The following is a 16972-nucleotide window of genomic DNA, read 5'->3' as shown; positions in this document are numbered from 1 at the left end:
TTTCAATTTAAATTAAAAATAACACAATTTTTTTATCAAAATTTCATGCTTTTTTAATATTTAATGAAATTTTCTTTCAGATTTCAATACTTTTTAGTAAAAAAATCCTACAAAATAACCAAAATTTCGATTAAAAATAACACAATATGCTTTTTTCCTAAATGCGATTACTATTTAAATAGTAAGAATTTTTTAATTATATAGAGAATAATGGGGGATGAAGAATATGAAGGCAACAACATTGGCAAAGCACTCGGCAGTACTTGCCCTTTCAACAAGTCTGCTTATTTCACCTATCAGTGCAAAGTCATATTTAACGGCAAAAGCAGCAACTTCTAAAGCTGAAGAAATTTTAGCATCAATTACACCAGAGCAAAGAGAAGCACTAAAACAATTAGAATTAAACGATCAAGATGGGCTTCAGGGCTTTCAAGAAGGTGAATTGAATTCTGATAAAAACATCTCTGTCATCGTTCAGTTTAACTCAGATCCAAGTAATGTCGCAGTATTAGAAGCAGCAGTTGACGGAAAGTCATTAACAAAAGCATCAGCACAAGCTCAGGTAGACAAAGAGCACAATACTTTTAAAGAAGACGTTGGAAAGTTTGTAAAAGTGAAAGAAAAGAAAAAGGCACCTGTTATTACAAAAACATATAAAACAGCATTTAACGGTGCAGCGATTACACTTCCTGCAAATCAAGTAAAAGAACTTTTAAAATCAGATGCTGTTAAAACGATATATAAAGATGTAACTTTTAATGTAGATCCAATTAAAGAAGAGGTTCCAACAGATGTTGCTAGTAAAACAACTTCATCAGTAGATAGCATTCCTTATTTAAATGTGGACAAGCTACATAAAGAAGGAATAACAGGAAAAGGCGTTAAAGTAGGGGTACTAGATACTGGTATTGACTATAACCACCCTGATTTAAAAGACGCGTATAAAGGCGGATACGATTTTGTAGATAATGATAATGATCCAATGGAAACTACATATAAGGATTGGAAGGCATCAAACCAACCAGAAAGTAATGGCGGTGGCTCTTACTATACAGAGCATGGTACGCATGTATCAGGGACAATTGTTGGACAAAATAAAAATGATAGTGAAGTTTCGGTAGAAGGAGTTGCTCCTGACGCGGATCTATATATGTACCGTGTGCTTGGTCCATACGGTAGCGGATCATCTGAAAATGTAATTGCAGGTATTGATAAAGCAGTTCAAGATGGTATGGATGTTATTAACCTTTCATTAGGAGCAGCAATAAACGATCCATATTATCCAACTAGTACGGCAATAAATTATGCTGTACTAAATGGCGTAACAGCGGTGGTTTCAGCAGGTAACAGTGGACCTAACGCTTATACCTTAGGCTCACCAGGTACAGCAGCATTTGCTCTAACGGTTGGAGCTAGTGATGTCCCAACTTCAATTTTAACATTTGAAGGGAAAATAGCAGGTGGATGGTCAACTGATCTTGTTAGTATGGCTAGAAGCTTTGCTGATACCTTCAATAGTTTAGAAGGAAAATCTCTTGAACTAGTAGATGTTGGTTTAGGAACACTAGATGAATACAAGAATAAAAATGTTGCAGGGAAAATTGCTTTCGTTCAACGTGGAAATTTTGCTCTAGTAGATAAAGTGAAGTTTGCAAAGCAAAATGGAGCAAAAGCTGTCATTATGTACAATAATGTTGATGGCCATGTTGGATATAACTTAGGTGAATCAATGGAATATATTCCTGCGTTCTCTATGACAAAGAAAGCAGGAGAAGAATTAAAAGAAAAAATTGCGAGCGGAAATACAACGTTCACGTTTACGAACCTGAAGGAAATCTTAACTGGAGGAGATAAATTAGCTGACTTCAGTTCAAGAGGACCAGTTAATGGTAATTTCCAAATGAAGCCAGAGATTACTGCACCTGGTGTAAGTGTTCTATCTACGGTTCCTTCTTATATTGCAAATCATGATACACCAGAAGACTATAGATATGCATACCAAAGAATGGATGGAACGTCTATGGCATCACCATTTGCAGCTGGTGTGGCAGCATTATTAATCGGACAGAATCCAAACCTTGAGCCAGCAGACGTTAAATCAATTCTGATGAACACTGCTGATCAACTTAATGGAGACTATAGCGTTTTTGAAGTAGGAGCAGGTCGTGTAGATCCATATCAAGCTCTTCATACTCAAACAGAAATAAAAGTACAAGATGAAACACTAATCCCCGTCGGTGATAAGTTATTAAAAGCTGAGAATGAAACAGGTGGGTTGAGTTTCGGTAAACAAGTAGTAAAAGATGACTCACAAGTTAAAGTAAAGAAAGACATTGAGTTTACAAACAATAGTAATAAAAAGAAAACATTTGATGTAAAAATAGTAGATAATGCAAATGGTAAGAATGGATTACAAGATAACGGAGTGGTTCTAGATATAAGTAATTCATTTAAAGTGGACAAGAACACCATTAAAACAATCAAAGCAACATTAACTGTCCCATCCACAGCAAAAAAAGGTTTTTATGAAGGCTATGTTTTAATCACAAATAGTGAAGATAAAACAGAGCAATATCGTATCCCATTTAGTTTCAAAAAATCAGATGAAGGCTTTGATATGCTTGATTTACTAACGCCTGCTATTACGCCTTCTTACTATAATCATGCGTATGACGGCTATCGTAACACAACAGCCTTGTTAAAATTCAACTTAGGTTCACCAATTAATACATTAGATGTAATTTTACAAGACGGAAAAACGAATGAAGATCTAGGGTTAGTCGGTACTCTTAATTTAGAAGGAAGACCAACGGACAAAGACTACTTCCTTCAAGCGTTTGGTGGTGCATATAACGAGTTTACTGGAGATAAAAAACATCCTATTTCTGAAGAAACAACGATTGCTAAACCTGGACACTACAAATTAAAATACGTTACTACTTTACCAAGTGGGAAACAAAAAATAAGCTTTGATGATGTATTTATTGATATCGACACACCTAAAGTAAAAAGTTCATTAGATGGAGATTCACCGTTTATAGAGTATAAATCGGGACAAAAAACATATCCTTTTGAAATGGATATAAAAGATGACGCTTTAACTGAAATGCAGAAGGCTGGTATTGATCTAGACGAAACATCGAATTTTGCAGTCTATACGTATGGTGCTCCTTTTCCAAATGGACCAATTAAAATGGACAAAAACGGCAAGTGGATTGATGAAGTAGAAATGATTGAAACAGTTCCAGCATTATCATTTAACTTAATTGGTTACGATGCAGCTGGAAATCAAGCAAACTGGAAGGAATACTACTTTGTAAAAGAAGGTACACCTGTCTCCTACGCTAAACATAATGTAGAGCTAGCTAGATCAGGCGATATATTGCCAGCATCTCTAGTATTAGATAACTTACAAGGTGTAAAAGAAGTTACTTGGAATTTTGATGATGCTCAAGCTGCGGGGATTCCTTATGTTAATCTTGTAGATGCTGCTTTAACGGATAAATTCAAAGATAAAGCAACTATTCAAGTAACTGGTAATAAAATTAAAGTGACATTTAAAGAAGCGATGGTATTTGATCGTGCAGGAATCGTAAATGTAAAAGTAAAAGTACAAGACCAACTTTTCTATCCAATAGGTTATATTAACCCATCTGCTAATATAGTAGATGCTAACGGTCAATCAGTGAAGCTATTAAACGCAGGTAAACGATTCCAGTTAAAACCAAGATTTAATCGAGTGCAAGGTAATATAATACCAGAAGGGTACCTAGTTGAAGGTCAATCATATACTGGATACCGTGATTGGACAAAAATAGGTGCATCATTGAAGGTAACAGATGGGGCCTATAATCTTGACGGAACTAATTTAATTAAAAGTGGTGGGCGTTTTGAGATAGAACCACTTCCTCTAAGCAAAGATGCATACACATTTGAAGTGAATGTACCAGGGCACTTTATTACGAAGAAAACACAGAAATTCGGTTTTGAATATAAAGGCGAATTATACGGAAAATCCGAATCAACAAACATTGATTTAGTTGGTGGAGATGTTAACCAAGATAACGTAATCGATGTACAAGATGCACTTTACGTTCAAACTTACTGGGGAACAAATAAACGAAGTGCTGATATCAATTTTGACGGAACAGTAGATGCAAAAGATTTCGCTTTGATTGAGAAAAATTACTTGCAGAAAAATCCATCAGTACAAAATGCGCCGACACCGAAAACGATCTACAAAAACCAAACATTAGAAACGATTAAGAGTCAATTAGGCTTATAATCTTAATTCCCAAAGGAACTGCTATTAAATAATACTTAATAGTAGTTTCTTTTTTTATGGGAAACCTTGTTTTTTGTAAAAAGGAAGAAGAGAAAATATAGTAACTCATAAATGGTTCATGAGTAAGTAAAAAAGGAAAAAGAAGAAATATAGTAACTCATAAATGGTTCATGAGTAAGTAAAAAAGGAAAAAGAAGAAATATAGTAACTCATAAAGGGTTCATGAGTAAGTAAAAAAGGAAAAAGATGAAATATAGTAACTCATAAAGGGTTCATGAGTAAGTAAAAAAGGAAAAAGAAGAAATATAATGACTCATAAAGGGTTCATGAGTAAGTAAAAAAGGAAAAAGAAGAAATATAGTAACTCATAAATGGTTCATGAGTAAGCAAAAAATTGATAAGATGAAACTCACTAACCCATCATAAAAAAAGACTAATTCAATCGAATCAGTCTTTTAAAAATCACCATTCATTAGGTTCATAATTTAATTCTCTAAACAATTGAGTTTTTTCCTTCTTAGACAAGTCTCTCCATTGACCCATTGGTAGATTACCTAGAGTGATATTCATAATTCGAGTTCTTTGTAATCGATAAACTTCATATCCAAGCGCTTCACTCATACGACGAATTTGACGGTTTAAACCTTGTGTTAAAATAATTTGGAAATCATATTTTGAAAGCTGTTTAACTTCACATGGTAATGTTTTTGTACCTAATATTTTTACCCCTTCAGACATTTTTGTTAAAAACTCAGGAGTTATTGGTTTATCTACAGATACAATATATTCTTTTTCATGCCTATTTTCAGCTCGTAAAATTTCATTTACAATATCGCCATCATTTGTAAGGAGAATTAAACCTTCAGAATCTTTATCCAATCTTCCGATATTAAAGATACGTAATGGATGGTTTACTAGATCAACAATATTTCCTTTAACACCTTTTTCAGTAGTACTTGTTATACCAACTGGCTTGTTCAAGGCTATATAAACATGATTGCGGGCTAGTCTAATATGTTCACCATTTACAATTACTTCATCACCAGGCTCAACTTGATCGCCGACTTTTGCTACTCTACCATTTAATTTTACTCGTCCTTCACTAATTAACTTATCCGCTCCACGTCTCGAAGCCTTTCCAGACTCACTAATAAATTTATTTAAACGAATGTTAAACAACCCCTTAAATTCTAAATTATACTTTCAGAATAACATATATAGCTTTTTAATGAGAATACCATTCGACTATAACGAAAAGTACTTTTAAATTATTTTTGTTTACTACTATTTTATCCACATTCATTATATTATTTTCTAAATTATATAACAAAAATGTTTTTTATTGACAGACTGTAAGTCAGGTCGTATGATAGAAAAAATATATTAATATTTTCTCATATAAACTTGAAAATAAGGTTCAAGAGTTTCTACCTAGCGCCCGTAAACTGCTAGACTATGAGGAAGAGCTCTGGATTTTTGTTTTCTTTACAATGTAAAACTGCCTGCTTTTTCTCATGAAAAGCGGGCAGTTTTTTTATTTCAATATAATAAAGGAGTCATCATATGTTTCAACTTAAAGAACGAAATACTTCAGTTAAAATTGAAGTATTAGCTGGTTTAACTACATTTTTAACATTGGCGTACATCATTATTGTCAATCCTATGATTTTAAAGGACGCAGGTGTACCTTTTAACCAGGCATTCCTAGCTACTATTCTAGCAACAATTATTGGGACTTTAACCATGTCATTGATTGCTAATTATCCCATCGTTATTGCGCCTGCAATGGGGTTAAATGCCTATTTTACTTATTCTGTAATTGGGGGACATAATCTCCCATACTCAGTAGGTTTTTCTGCTGTTTTTATTACTGGAATTTTATTTTTACTACTTTCTTTAACATCTTTCCGAACAAAATTGATTCAGGCAATTCCTGCAAACTTAAAGCATGCAATTGCTGCTGGAATTGGTTTGTTCATTACCTTTATTGGCTTACGTTTATCAGGTATTGTCACAGATCACCCTACTAATCTAGTTCAAATCGGTGATTTTAGTTCCCCTAAGGTTGCACTTACATTGATTGGTTTACTAATAACAATTGTATTTATGGCACTTAACTTAAATGGTGCGTTATTTCTAGGGATGATTACGACGGGGCTAATTGCCTATTTTACAGGTCAATTAAATTTTGCAAATGGCTTTGTTGCTATGCCTCATTTACCAAAAGGAATTTTAGTATACAACCCAATTGATTCAGTGAAAGACATTATTCAATATGGACTTTATAGTGTAATTTTCTCATTCTTACTTGTCATGTTATTCGATACAACAGGAGCTTTACTAGCAATTGTTAAACAAGCGGGTCTTATCAAAAATGGGAAGTTAGAAAAGGGAGGAAGTGCATTCTCAGCTGATTCAATTGGAACAATTGTTGGTGCAATGTTAGGAACAAGTCCGACTGCAGCAACTGTAGAATCCTCTGCTGGTGTTGGTGCTGGTGGAAAAACTGGTTTAACTTCATTAACGGTTGTAGTCCTATTTGTAATCGCAGCATTCTTTAGCCCAATGATTGGTTCCGTTTCAGAAGTTGCTGCAATTACAGCGCCTAGCTTAATTATTGTTGGCTGTTTTATGATTAAAAGTATTTCGGAGATTAAATGGGATGATTTTGAAGAAGCATTCCCGGCATTTTTAGTCATCGTTAGTATGCCATTAACATCAAGCATTGCAAACGGTATTGCTTTAGGCTTTATTTCTTATCCAATCATGAAAATCGTAAAACGTAAATTTAAAGATGTACACCCATTTGTTTATTTATTTGCAGTATTATTTTTAGTTCAATTAGTATTTTTTGCACATAAATAATAGAGAACATAAAAAGCAGGTTAAAGACACTGAAGTCTTTTCCTGCTTTTTATTAATCTTAAATATACTTATATATCAACTTGCTTTATATTTTTCGTCACTTCTAATAGTCGATTTTAATCTCCAATAAACAGGTAAACCAACAATTGCAATACCAATTGATACAAGTGCATCCATTGGTGCATTTATAATCGTACTACAGATGATGTAAAGTGTACCTAATATTGCCACAATCGGAGTGATAGGGTATAAAGGCACTTTATATAATTTATTTCCACCTTTATCTTTTTTACGTAATATGAAGATTGCATTAAATGCTAGTCCATAAAATAAGAACACTGCAAATATAGCCATATCAGAAAGTCGATCTGGGTTCCAGAATATCATCATTGCTAAAGCTAAAACAATTTGAAAAACTGTTGAGCCTACTGGCGTATTAAATTTAGGGTGAATACTAGATAATACTTTTGAACCAGGTAGAAAGTTTCGTTCTGCCATTGCAAATGTAACCCTTGGGAATGTGAGAATTTTGCCATTTAAACAGCCAAAAATAGAAATTAAGATTCCGATGGCAAGAATTTTTCCACCAATGCTACCAAAAAGTGAAGAAGCCGCCGCTGTAGCTGCATTAGGACCTAATTCAACAATTTTACTTGCAGATAAAACATGTAGCATTGCGATATTAACAGAAAGATAAGCTAAAATAACAATAACAATACCAGAAATAATAGCTCTAGGAAGAGTCTTTGAAGGATTCTTCATTTCTCCTGCCATAAAACCTACATTCATCCAGCCGTCATATGCCCATAAAGTCGCTAATACTGCTGCGCCCATACTAAGTGCTTGAGTAGAACTACCACTATCTGCATTAAAAACTGATACGTCCCCTTGAAGGATACCAAAAACAGCAATTAAAATAATAGGAACAAGTTTACCTGCAGTAGAAATTGTTTGAATTAATCCACCAAGTTGAGTGCCTAGTATGTTTAGACCACCTAGTAATATAATCGTGATAATACCAATAACTTTACTACTTCCCTGAAAACCGAAAAAATCTGCCAATAAAGAGCCGAAATAAAGACTAAGGGCACCCATAACAGCAGGTCCATAGACGAGGGTTTGTACCCAACCGCACAAAAATCCCCACTTCTCACCATAAACCTCTTCTATATAAGCATATAATCCACCAGTTCTTGGGATTTTTACACTTACTTCAGCGATTGTTAATCCACTTGCTAGTGTAATAACGCCACCGATAATCCACGCTAGAAGAGCCATAGTGGAGTTAGCAGTTGAAGACAGCACGATCCCAGGTTTCATAAAGATTCCAGAACCGATTACTGTACCGATTACTAAAGACGTTGATACGAAAAAGCCAATATTTTTCTTTAAATTTAGTTCTTTTTCCACGTTAAACGCTCCTTCCAGGACTATATTTATAAAATTAGAAAGATTATAGCATATTAATTTTCCAATCTGTTTTTTTCTGAAAAATTAAAATTATGTCTTATGTGATTTTGATATAGTGGATAAGACCCATTAAATCTGATGAATCTTTCATAAAATTTATTCATTATGACTAGATAACCTATTGATAAAAGGTTATTAGTCGTAAAGATCGAACACTATAATTTAGGTATTTCAGACCGATTTTTTGTTAATTGTGGAATGCTATCTATTCTGGAGGTGAAGACGTGGAAGTTTCTTTTGAACATGTAGTAGATAACATATACGCTTTAGCGATATGGGATACTGAATGGAAGTCATATAATAATTGCTATTTTATAATTCAAGATAATGGAGTTACTCTCATTGACTCAGGAAAAGGGATCCACTCTAAGTATCTTAGGAAAGCTCTGGTTGAACTGGGTAAAACACCAGAAGACGTCCATCTCTTTTTAGCTACACATGGACATGAAGATCATATTGAAGGTTCTAATATTTTTAAAAATGCTAAGAAGTTTATCCATTCAAATGATAATGATTTGATGGATTCACTTGATTTAACTCAGTTTAGTAATGACCTAGAAGTATTTGAAGTAATTAATGAGTTTGAATATGAATTAGTTGGATACCATACTCCAGGTTCGGTCGTTTTTTATCAGCGCCCATCAAAAACAGTTTTTACGGGTGATTTCTTATGTTTCTTCGGTGATCCTTTATCAAAAGATGGGCTAGTTTCTAAAGGAGATGACCTTAGAAATGAGTGGGTAAAGTATCTGAGAGATGGTGGAGTCTCAATAGAACACTTAGATCATTTTCTAAGTGGACTAAAAAAAATAAATCAGTTTGATAGTAATGTTATGTGTACTGGACATGGAGGAATCCTAGTAGGAAATATTAAAGAGTTTATAAATGATCTAATTGATGTCGGAGTTCAATATAGTAAAAGAGTATCGGATTATTGACCGATTAATTCAGCCTTTTTTATTGGAAATCGTGTATAGAAAGGGCTTAGTTTGCACTTTAAAAGGTTAGAATGGAATATTCTTACCAATAATGAACTATATAGACTGTAAAAGGGTTTGTTTAAATACTTAAAATTACTTTAATGGGAGTGCATTGTAATGAAGTTAAAAACATTAATTGGGCTATTATTAGGTTCATTTACAACATTCTTCATATTAAGTCTCCTAAGTAATAAACTTACCAATAAAGAGTACTGGTTTTATGCATCAATCTATCTTGTCTTTATGGTTTTAGCATACTTGGCAATTAACTTAATTCGAAAAGTTAAGGCGTCAAAGAAGACTGATTCATTTTGAATCAGTCTTTTCTATTTACCTGTTTTATCAATTTCTTATTATAAGAAAAATAAATGATGATAATATTGATAATAAGTAAATCTAATACTAGGAGATTGAGTATGGATCAAATTCTTTTGGTTTTTATGGCGGTCGCTGAAAAAAGAAACTTTTCAAGAGCGGCTGAAGAGTTACATATGACTCAACCATCTGTTAGTCAGCAAATTCAATTACTTGAGAAGCATATCGGTGCAAAGCTTTTAATTAGAACGAATAAATATGTTCAGTTAACGAAAGCTGGAGAAATTGTTTATTTGCATGCTAAGGAAATAACTAGTTTATACAAGCGTATGTCAACTCTTGTGAATGATCTGATGAATGAGGCTAGTGGTCATCTTAAAATAGGTGCAAGTTATACTTTTGGTGAATATGTATTACCGCAAATTTTAGCTGAAATGAAGAGGCTTTTCCCGAATGTCATACCATCAGTACAAATAGGGAATACTCGAGAAATTGTTCAGGCCGCACTAAGTTATCAAATTGATATTGGTATAGTTGAAGGAGAAGCGACTCATTCAAATTTAAATATACAGCCTTTTGCAAATGATGAAATGTATATTATTTCTGGAACTAAGAGTGAAATATATTCCATTGAAGCTGTGACATTGAATCAAATTGAAAATGAAACTTGGATTGTTAGGGAAGAAGGATCTGGAACAAGGGAAGCGACTGAACGATTATTTGAATTATTAAAGATACGTCCTAAAAATATAATTGAATTTGGTAGTACACAATTAATTAAAGAAGCTGTAGAAGCTGGCATGGGAATTACCTATCTATCCGAGCTAGCAATAAAAAAAGAAAAACAGTTAAATACCATTGATTACCTAAAAGTAGAGGGGACACCTATTCAACGGAATTTTTCAATTATCACTGATAAAATCGAACTGCAAACGAAATCGATGGAAATATTTATTGAGTTAGTTAAGAAATATTATGAAAAATAAAGTAAGATTCCTTTTTTTATTAAGTTGAACATATAGTAAAACGAAAAGTGTTCAAACGATAAAAAGATAAAGGATAATCAAAATGATGGTCAAAAAACAAAAAGGTAAAACAGTATTAATTACCGGTCCAACGGAAGGAATCGGCTATGAGTTAACTAAATTATTTGCAAAAGATCATTACAACTTAGTTTTAGTTGCTAGGAATAAAACTAAATTAGAAGAAATGGCTATTTCATTGAAGAAGCAGTTCAATATAAAAGTACTAGTTATTACAGAAGACCTTTCTAAAGTAAATTCTGCTAAGTCCATTTTTGATCAAGTTACAAAATCACAAACGGAGATTGATATTCTAGTAAATAATGCTGGGGTTGCCCTATACGGGGAATTTGGTCAGACTGATTTAATTAAAGAGTTAAAGTTGATTCAGCTAAATATTGTTACTTTAACAGAGATAGTAAAATACTTTTTACCAAATATGCTTCAAAAAAAATCGGGCCAAATTATTAATATTGCATCTACTTCAGCTTTCCAACCAGGGCCAAAAATGTCTGTTTATGCAGCTTCAAAGGCGTATGTACTATCATTTAGTGAAGCTCTTTCAGAGGAATTAAGACACACAGGAGTTAGTGTAACAGCTGTATGTCCAGGACCAACTAGAACGGGAATCATAAATTCATCCGGTGGAAATAATTCAAAGCTATTTAAAGGTAAAATTATGACCCCCAAAAAAGTTGCGAAGTTGACTTATGAGGCAGTTAGTAAGAAGAAAACGGTTGTTATTACAGGTATTAAGAATAAAATTTTAGCGCAATCTGTTCGATTCATCCCACGATCAATCGTTAGAAAACTTGCAAAAAAACTATTAGATGAGAGATAAAAAAATACAGTCTAATTAGGCTGTATTTTTTAGTTAGTATTTAATTACGCATTACCCATAATAATTTGTTCAAGTGTATTTGCTACATCTTGTGCACTATCAGAAACTGCTTCTAGCATTTCATAAATCTCTTTGAACTGAATGATTTTGATTGGATCTTTTTCATTTTTAAATAACTCTTTAATGGAAGTGCGTAATAACGCGTCACACTGTGACTCATAATCCTTTACTTGGATTGCGTGTACGCGCATTTCTAATAATTTTTTCCTCGAAAGTAACTGAATTGCTTTTAATATTTCATTCGCAGCACTGCGAATATTTTTAACGAACTTCACCATGAATTCATCTATTTGAATGATGGAGTACATTTCGAATGTTGCTGAACATTGCTCCATTCCGTCTAGTACATCGTCCATTTTATTTGCCAGTTCTAGTATATCTTCACGTTCAATTGGTGTAATAAATGTTTTATTTAATTCAACGATAACTTGATGAATATATGTATCACCCTTTGTTTCATAAGCCTTCATTTCTGCAGAAAATGTTTTTAAATCAGTAGCATTTTTTATTTTAAAGTCATCAAAATAAATCGAACATTCATTTAAATTATTTGCAATATTTAAGAGCATTTCAAAGAATGTATCATTTTTTTTACCTAGTCTCAAGTATAGTTCCTCCTAAAAAACAGATTGATTCTAATCCTTACATTATGTTGCTCAAGAGTATGAAATTTTATAAATATGATTCTTAAAAAACAGGTCCAGTTCGATCAATTTTTGCCTTTACGGAAGTTTTGAACTTAACATTCTTATATTCTTTGTCCCAATTTATTTTTTTCCATATATCTGGATAAGAGCTAGATAAGATTCCTCCAATTCCTAAAGCATCACAATTAGCTTCCAATAGTGATTTAGTGATTTCATCAGACTGTTTAGTAAGAATTTTTGAAACATCTTTATTTAATTTGTCTTTGTTAAGCTTTTCTCCTACCTTACCTGTATAACTAGTAATTGTTAAATCAAGAGTTAAATTAATTCTACAAGTTATTTTTTTAGTTTTTTTATCTACTTTTAAATCTAAATCTCTTTTCATTGTTTTTACTCTATATGAAATTGAACGATGGTCTCCTAACTGTACAGCCATTTCAGCATATTTATTTAATCGATCCATTAATAACAATAAAAGACTTCCTTTTTCATTAGGTAAGCTAATTCCTGAAAATTTATCCCCATTAAATAGGTCTATTCCACCGATTGTAATTCTATCATTTTCGTCTTTTGTTACAAAAGGTAAAACGATATCTCGACCTGTATCTGTAATTTGTGTCCATGCTGTAAAAGCAGTTTCTTTAGGAATCTTTGTAGTATCTTCAGCAGCTTCTAGCCCCTTTAAAATAACAAATGCTATAGGGCTAGTTCCAGGATTAAGTGTAATAATGTCTGAAGCCTTATTTTCTGCTATTACAACTCTAGTAGAAATATAGGCTTGTCTAGGGCGATAAAAAAGCTCTAAATAAGGGTAAATTCCTTTTCTAGCAAGTTCTCTTCCGATTAAGATAATATGTGCTTTACTTACATCAATTAAGCCAGGTAGTTTATTGTTAATGTCAACTTCCATCCCGGATACACTAGGGCGGTTTACTTTAACAAGTTCGTCCTTAACTTCAAACTGTCCTCCACCTTTATTTTCAATATTTAAAGCTCTAACTGTAGCTAAAACATTATCGTTTTGATCTAAATCGAAGCTAATGCCATTGACCATTTTTTTATTTACTAATAGATTTTGATCCCAACAGCTAGCTAAAAAAAAGGTAAACAAACATAAGGTTATCAAAATTGATTTTCTTATAATTGTTCACTCCTTTCAGTTTTTGAAATAATGAAGGATAAACATAACAGAATGATGGGAAGTCCAAAAACAACCACATAGCTTAAGTAAGTTACATACTTATCAAAGATAGCTAGTTGATCCTCATCCAATGGTATGATTGTTATGAAAAAAATTAAGATTCCACTAAGACATACATTTTTTTTAAATGATCTTTCATTACTGATAGTTTTAGCTGATAAAAATAAATAAAGGATTACCGAGGTTGTCATTGGTACAATCCAGACCGATAAAAAGATCAAATCTAAGCGGTCAATCATTTCAAACGAAAGGGCTTTAAATAAATATAAAACAGGCTCTCTAATTTGCAGAAGTTGTGTCGGACTAAAGCTTATTAGACAAATAAAGGTAAAATATGTATAGAATAATGTCACAGAGAAATTGGCAAGACTTACAGTTTTTAATATTCCTTTTTCAGTATCAAGCACAAAAGGGAAAATTAGTAAAAGACTTTCAAATCCTAATATCGAGAGTAATGATTTATGACTTCCTAAAATTATATTTTTTACTCCTGATTGGCCAATCGGTTGAATATAGTGAAAATCATTTGGTAAATAAAAGGTAAAGAACGATAATAAAAAAAGAAGGATGATTAAAACCGATGCTAATACAAAAAATCTTGATATGATTCTTAGGTCACTAATTGTTAAATAAATGCTTGATAAAATAATAATTAGCGATAGTAACCACATAGGAGTTAACGGTAATAACCAAAGAGTTATGCTTCTGATAAAAAGAGCACAAGCCAGACTTCCAATCATAATAAAATAGATATATATAAATAAGTTACAGAGCTTTCCTACATATTTACCTAAAATTTTTTTTGTAATATCTGTATATGTTGCATCTGGATATTTTCTTAGTAAAAGCCAGTAAATGAATAATGTAATTTGGACTGCTACTCCTGCAATTAAGGTAGAAATCCACCCATCACCTTTGGCTGTACTTTGAACTGCATTTGGTAATGAGAGAAGTCCAATACCGATTTGACTTTGGATAATAAAAAAGTAGAGCTGTAATTTAGAAATCGAATTACTATTCGTTATCATTTTTTCTTCCACACCCTAGATATTCTTTGCTGTACAATCTTTTGGGGAACTGCATCAGTTGGTCGAGTATTTTGTTTCCATGAAGGGAGTCTAAAGAAAGTATCCTTTATATCTTCCTTTCGAAAAGGCGCCATAGGAGAAAAATAAGGCATGCCAAAAGATTTTAATTTGCACATATGCATAAAAATTAACATTAAAGTTAGTGTAATTCCAAAGAAACCTAGTATTGAAGCCATGATCATCGTCGGAAAGCCCAATAGCCTCATACTAGTACCCATCTCACTAACTGGAGCTACAAACGAAGCAATTGCTGTAAAACCAATTACGACGATCATCGTGTTTGATACTAAATGCGCTTCTACAACAGCTGTACCAATTACTAGCCCACCAACTATACCAATTGTTTGAGCAATGGGAGAAGGCAGTCTAATAGCAGCTTCCTTGAGCAATTCTAATATGATTTGCATCGCAAAAGCTTCGACGAGAGGGAGAAATGGTACGAACTCTAAAGAAACCCTAATTGAATAAAGAAGGCCTATGGGTAGTATTTCAGAGTGGAAGGATACGATTGCAATGTATATGGCAGGTAAGCTAATTGCAACTATAAAACTAAATACCCTAATAATTCGAAAAAATGAACCAATCAACCATCTATGATTATAATCATCTGGAGCTTGATAAAAAGCGAAAAAGGTAATTGGAACAATAGAAACAGTTGGATTCCCATCTACAAGTAAATTTATTTTTCCGTCTAAAAGATAGGATGCAGCTCGGTCTGGTCTTTCTGTATTTAATACTTGTGGAAAAGGTGAAAACGTATTATCCTCAATCAATTCTTCGAGTTGTCCTGTTGAACGAAGACTGTCTAGTTTAAGACCTGAAATTCTTTCTTCAATGACCTCGACAAGTTTTCGGTTTACAATTGAATCGATATAAACCATAGCAACCTTAGTATTCGTAATCGTACCAATCGTAAAATACTTAATCTTTAACTCAGGTGTACGAATTCTTTTTCTTAGTAGTTGTATATTTGTATTTATACTTTCGACAAAACCATCGTGAGGACCATTAATATTTTGTTCATTAGCAGGTTCAGAAATTGTACGTTCCTTATCATCTGCTGCTGCTGCTAATATTCCATTTAAACAATTTTCTTCTAAAATTAGACAAAATCCGTCTAATAAACTATCCCCTAATTCTGAGATATTTGTTGAGTTTTTAATCTCATATGATTTGACGATATTACCTGTTTCATCCTTTGTTTCTCTTAAAATAGGTTCAATAATAAATGATTGGAGTGCCTCAATTTTTATCATCGATTCAAGAAACAAAATAGCAAAAATCTGAGCATTTTTATGAATAATCTTAACGACTAAATCTTCTGTTAGACATAAGTAATCTTGTATCATTTCAATATTATTTTTTAGATTTTTTGTTAAAACTTCATCTTTATTTGAACTCATCGTTGTTGTATTTGTTCTCATATTGATACCTCTTTGATGGAAGGTCTAATTGGGTTTATTCTTTCCAAAATTAGGTTGTGTATGCAATGAAGACTCATATGATAAATCATTTATGATTCCGTTTTTTAGATTAACAAAAACGTAAAATATCAGTTTTATAAAAAGTAGAAAAATCGAATCTTGTAGAATTAAACTTGTTGACTTTTTATTTTTTGCATAATAATATAAGGACAATTAATTTAAATAAACTTCTATAATTACTTTGCGTTGACGAAGAGTAGTAACGATTACGGAAACTAAAGAGAGCTGATGGTTGGTGCGAATCAGTGTGAAAGTAATCGCGAATGGACTTCTGAGCATTCAAACCGAACCTTAAATAAGTAGTAGGCTTTGGCGAGTAGTCTTCTCGTTACAAAAGACGGGTATTCAATGGAAAGTTGATTGGATACCGACAAAGCGAGCTGTTAATCAGCTAATGAAGGTGGCACCACGGGTCTCTCGTCCTTTTTAAGACGGGGGGCCCTTTTTGTATTTCTTTAAAATTAAATAAAATTAAATCGCTGAGTAAGAAGAGTAAATATTGGTGAATGTCACAGAGAGTTAGACAATGGTGGGAGTCTAATACAGGAACCTTTATCGAATGGGCTTACGAGAGGCATCTTGAACAATATAGTAGGGATGCACGGATTTCCACCGTTAAAAGGATAGGATATCGGAATTAGATTAGTAACTTATTCCCGTATCCGAAAAGTGGGATTCAGATAAATCTGATCCAATCTGAGGTGGTACCGCGGT

12 protein-coding genes, 1 riboswitch and 2 other annotated features (1 of these 15 only partly in view) are annotated in these 16972 nt (G+C 32.9%); of the genes, 6 read left to right on the top strand and 6 right to left on the bottom strand.

Translation table 11 applies throughout. The features are described from left to right. Positions 1–226 precede the first annotated feature (226 nt). On the top strand, positions 227–4285 hold the full coding sequence (locus BED47_RS19375; protein WP_069034982.1) for a S8 family serine peptidase: 4059 nt from the start codon (positions 227–229) through the stop codon (positions 4283–4285). 462 nt (positions 4286–4747) lie between these two features. On the opposite strand, the gene rluF is transcribed toward BED47_RS19375, so the two are convergent. Further along, positions 4748–5464, bottom strand: a complete 717-nt coding sequence (gene rluF / locus BED47_RS19370; RefSeq protein ID WP_175403526.1) for a 23S rRNA pseudouridine(2604) synthase RluF — start codon at positions 5462–5464, stop codon at positions 4748–4750. 195 nt (positions 5465–5659) lie between these two features. Beyond that, a riboswitch (purine riboswitch) is annotated at positions 5660–5761 on the top strand. A gap of 87 nt (positions 5762–5848) precedes the next feature. Between rluF and BED47_RS19365 the strand changes: the two genes are divergently transcribed. After that, positions 5849–7150 carry an NCS2 family permease gene (locus BED47_RS19365; protein ID WP_069034981.1) on the top strand — a complete coding sequence of 434 codons (1302 nt, stop codon included), beginning with the start codon at positions 5849–5851 and terminating at the stop codon, positions 7148–7150. A gap of 75 nt (positions 7151–7225) precedes the next feature. Here the strand turns inward: BED47_RS19365 and BED47_RS19360 are convergent, their stop codons facing one another. Continuing rightward, positions 7226–8560, bottom strand: a complete 1335-nt coding sequence (locus BED47_RS19360) for an APC family permease (RefSeq protein WP_069034980.1) — start codon at positions 8558–8560, stop codon at positions 7226–7228. Between the two features lie 284 nt (positions 8561–8844). On the opposite strand from BED47_RS19360, the gene BED47_RS19355 reads away from it, so the two are divergent. The 4 genes from BED47_RS19355 (at position 8845) to BED47_RS19340 (ending at position 11778) form a co-directional block, all read left to right on the top strand. Beyond that, entirely contained in the window at positions 8845–9558 is a 714-nt protein-coding gene (locus BED47_RS19355; RefSeq protein ID WP_069034979.1) for an MBL fold metallo-hydrolase, read from the top strand. Between the two features lie 159 nt (positions 9559–9717). Then, entirely contained in the window at positions 9718–9915 is a 198-nt protein-coding gene (locus BED47_RS19350; protein ID WP_069034978.1) for a hypothetical protein, read from the top strand. Positions 9916–10016: 101 nt separating this feature from the next. Further along, complete coding sequence (locus BED47_RS19345) at positions 10017–10901, top strand: LysR family transcriptional regulator (protein ID WP_069034977.1); 885 nt, start codon at positions 10017–10019, stop codon at positions 10899–10901. 82 nt (positions 10902–10983) lie between these two features. Beyond that, a complete protein-coding gene (locus BED47_RS19340; protein ID WP_069034976.1) occupies positions 10984–11778 on the top strand; it encodes an SDR family NAD(P)-dependent oxidoreductase in 795 nt (264 codons plus the stop codon). A 44-nt stretch (positions 11779–11822) separates the two neighbouring features. On the opposite strand, the gene BED47_RS19335 is transcribed toward BED47_RS19340, so the two are convergent. From BED47_RS19335 to BED47_RS19320, 4 genes are all read right to left on the bottom strand, one after another. Continuing rightward, the gene (locus BED47_RS19335) at positions 11823–12443 is read right to left on the bottom strand and encodes a DUF47 domain-containing protein (RefSeq protein ID WP_286143774.1); all 621 of its coding nucleotides are present in this window, start codon (positions 12441–12443) and stop codon (positions 11823–11825) included. Positions 12444–12525: 82 nt separating this feature from the next. Continuing rightward, positions 12526–13611 carry a Ger(x)C family spore germination protein gene (locus BED47_RS19330; protein WP_069034975.1) on the bottom strand — a complete coding sequence of 362 codons (1086 nt, stop codon included), beginning with the start codon at positions 13609–13611 and terminating at the stop codon, positions 12526–12528. Between the two features lie 11 nt (positions 13612–13622). Further along, a complete protein-coding gene (locus BED47_RS19325) occupies positions 13623–14714 on the bottom strand; it encodes a GerAB/ArcD/ProY family transporter (RefSeq protein WP_069034974.1) in 1092 nt (363 codons plus the stop codon). Continuing rightward, complete coding sequence (locus tag BED47_RS19320) at positions 14711–16198, bottom strand: spore germination protein (RefSeq protein ID WP_084006994.1); 1488 nt, start codon at positions 16196–16198, stop codon at positions 14711–14713. Before BED47_RS19320 ends, BED47_RS19325 begins: the two co-directional genes overlap by 4 nt. Positions 16199–16435: 237 nt before the next feature. Then, positions 16436–16686 (top strand) — a binding site (T-box leader). A 42-nt stretch (positions 16687–16728) separates the two neighbouring features. Then, positions 16729–16972 (top strand) — a binding site (T-box leader) (it continues 20 nt past the right edge of the window).

This window comes from Gottfriedia luciferensis (assembly GCF_001712755.1).
In the GTDB taxonomy this organism is placed as follows: domain Bacteria; phylum Bacillota; class Bacilli; order Bacillales; family Bacillaceae_G; genus Gottfriedia; species Gottfriedia luciferensis_B.
This window is presented reverse-complemented; position numbering and strand designations above follow the sequence as displayed.

Bases quoted from the DNA above. Each gene is read 5' to 3' on its own strand.
- BED47_RS19375 (WP_069034982.1), top strand. From the start codon at position 227: ATGAAGGCAACAACATTGGCAAAGCACTCGGCAGTACTTGCCCTTTCA.
- BED47_RS19365 (WP_069034981.1), top strand. From the start codon at position 5,849: ATGTTTCAACTTAAAGAACGAAATACTTCAGTTAAAATTGAAGTATTA.
- BED47_RS19350 (WP_069034978.1), top strand. From the start codon at position 9,718: ATGAAGTTAAAAACATTAATTGGGCTATTATTAGGTTCATTTACAACA.
- BED47_RS19345 (WP_069034977.1), top strand. From the start codon at position 10,017: ATGGATCAAATTCTTTTGGTTTTTATGGCGGTCGCTGAAAAAAGAAAC.
- BED47_RS19340 (WP_069034976.1), top strand. From the start codon at position 10,984: ATGATGGTCAAAAAACAAAAAGGTAAAACAGTATTAATTACCGGTCCA.
- BED47_RS19325 (WP_069034974.1), bottom strand. From the start codon at position 14,714: ATGATAACGAATAGTAATTCGATTTCTAAATTACAGCTCTACTTTTTT.
- BED47_RS19320 (WP_084006994.1), bottom strand. From the start codon at position 16,198: ATGAGAACAAATACAACAACGATGAGTTCAAATAAAGATGAAGTTTTA.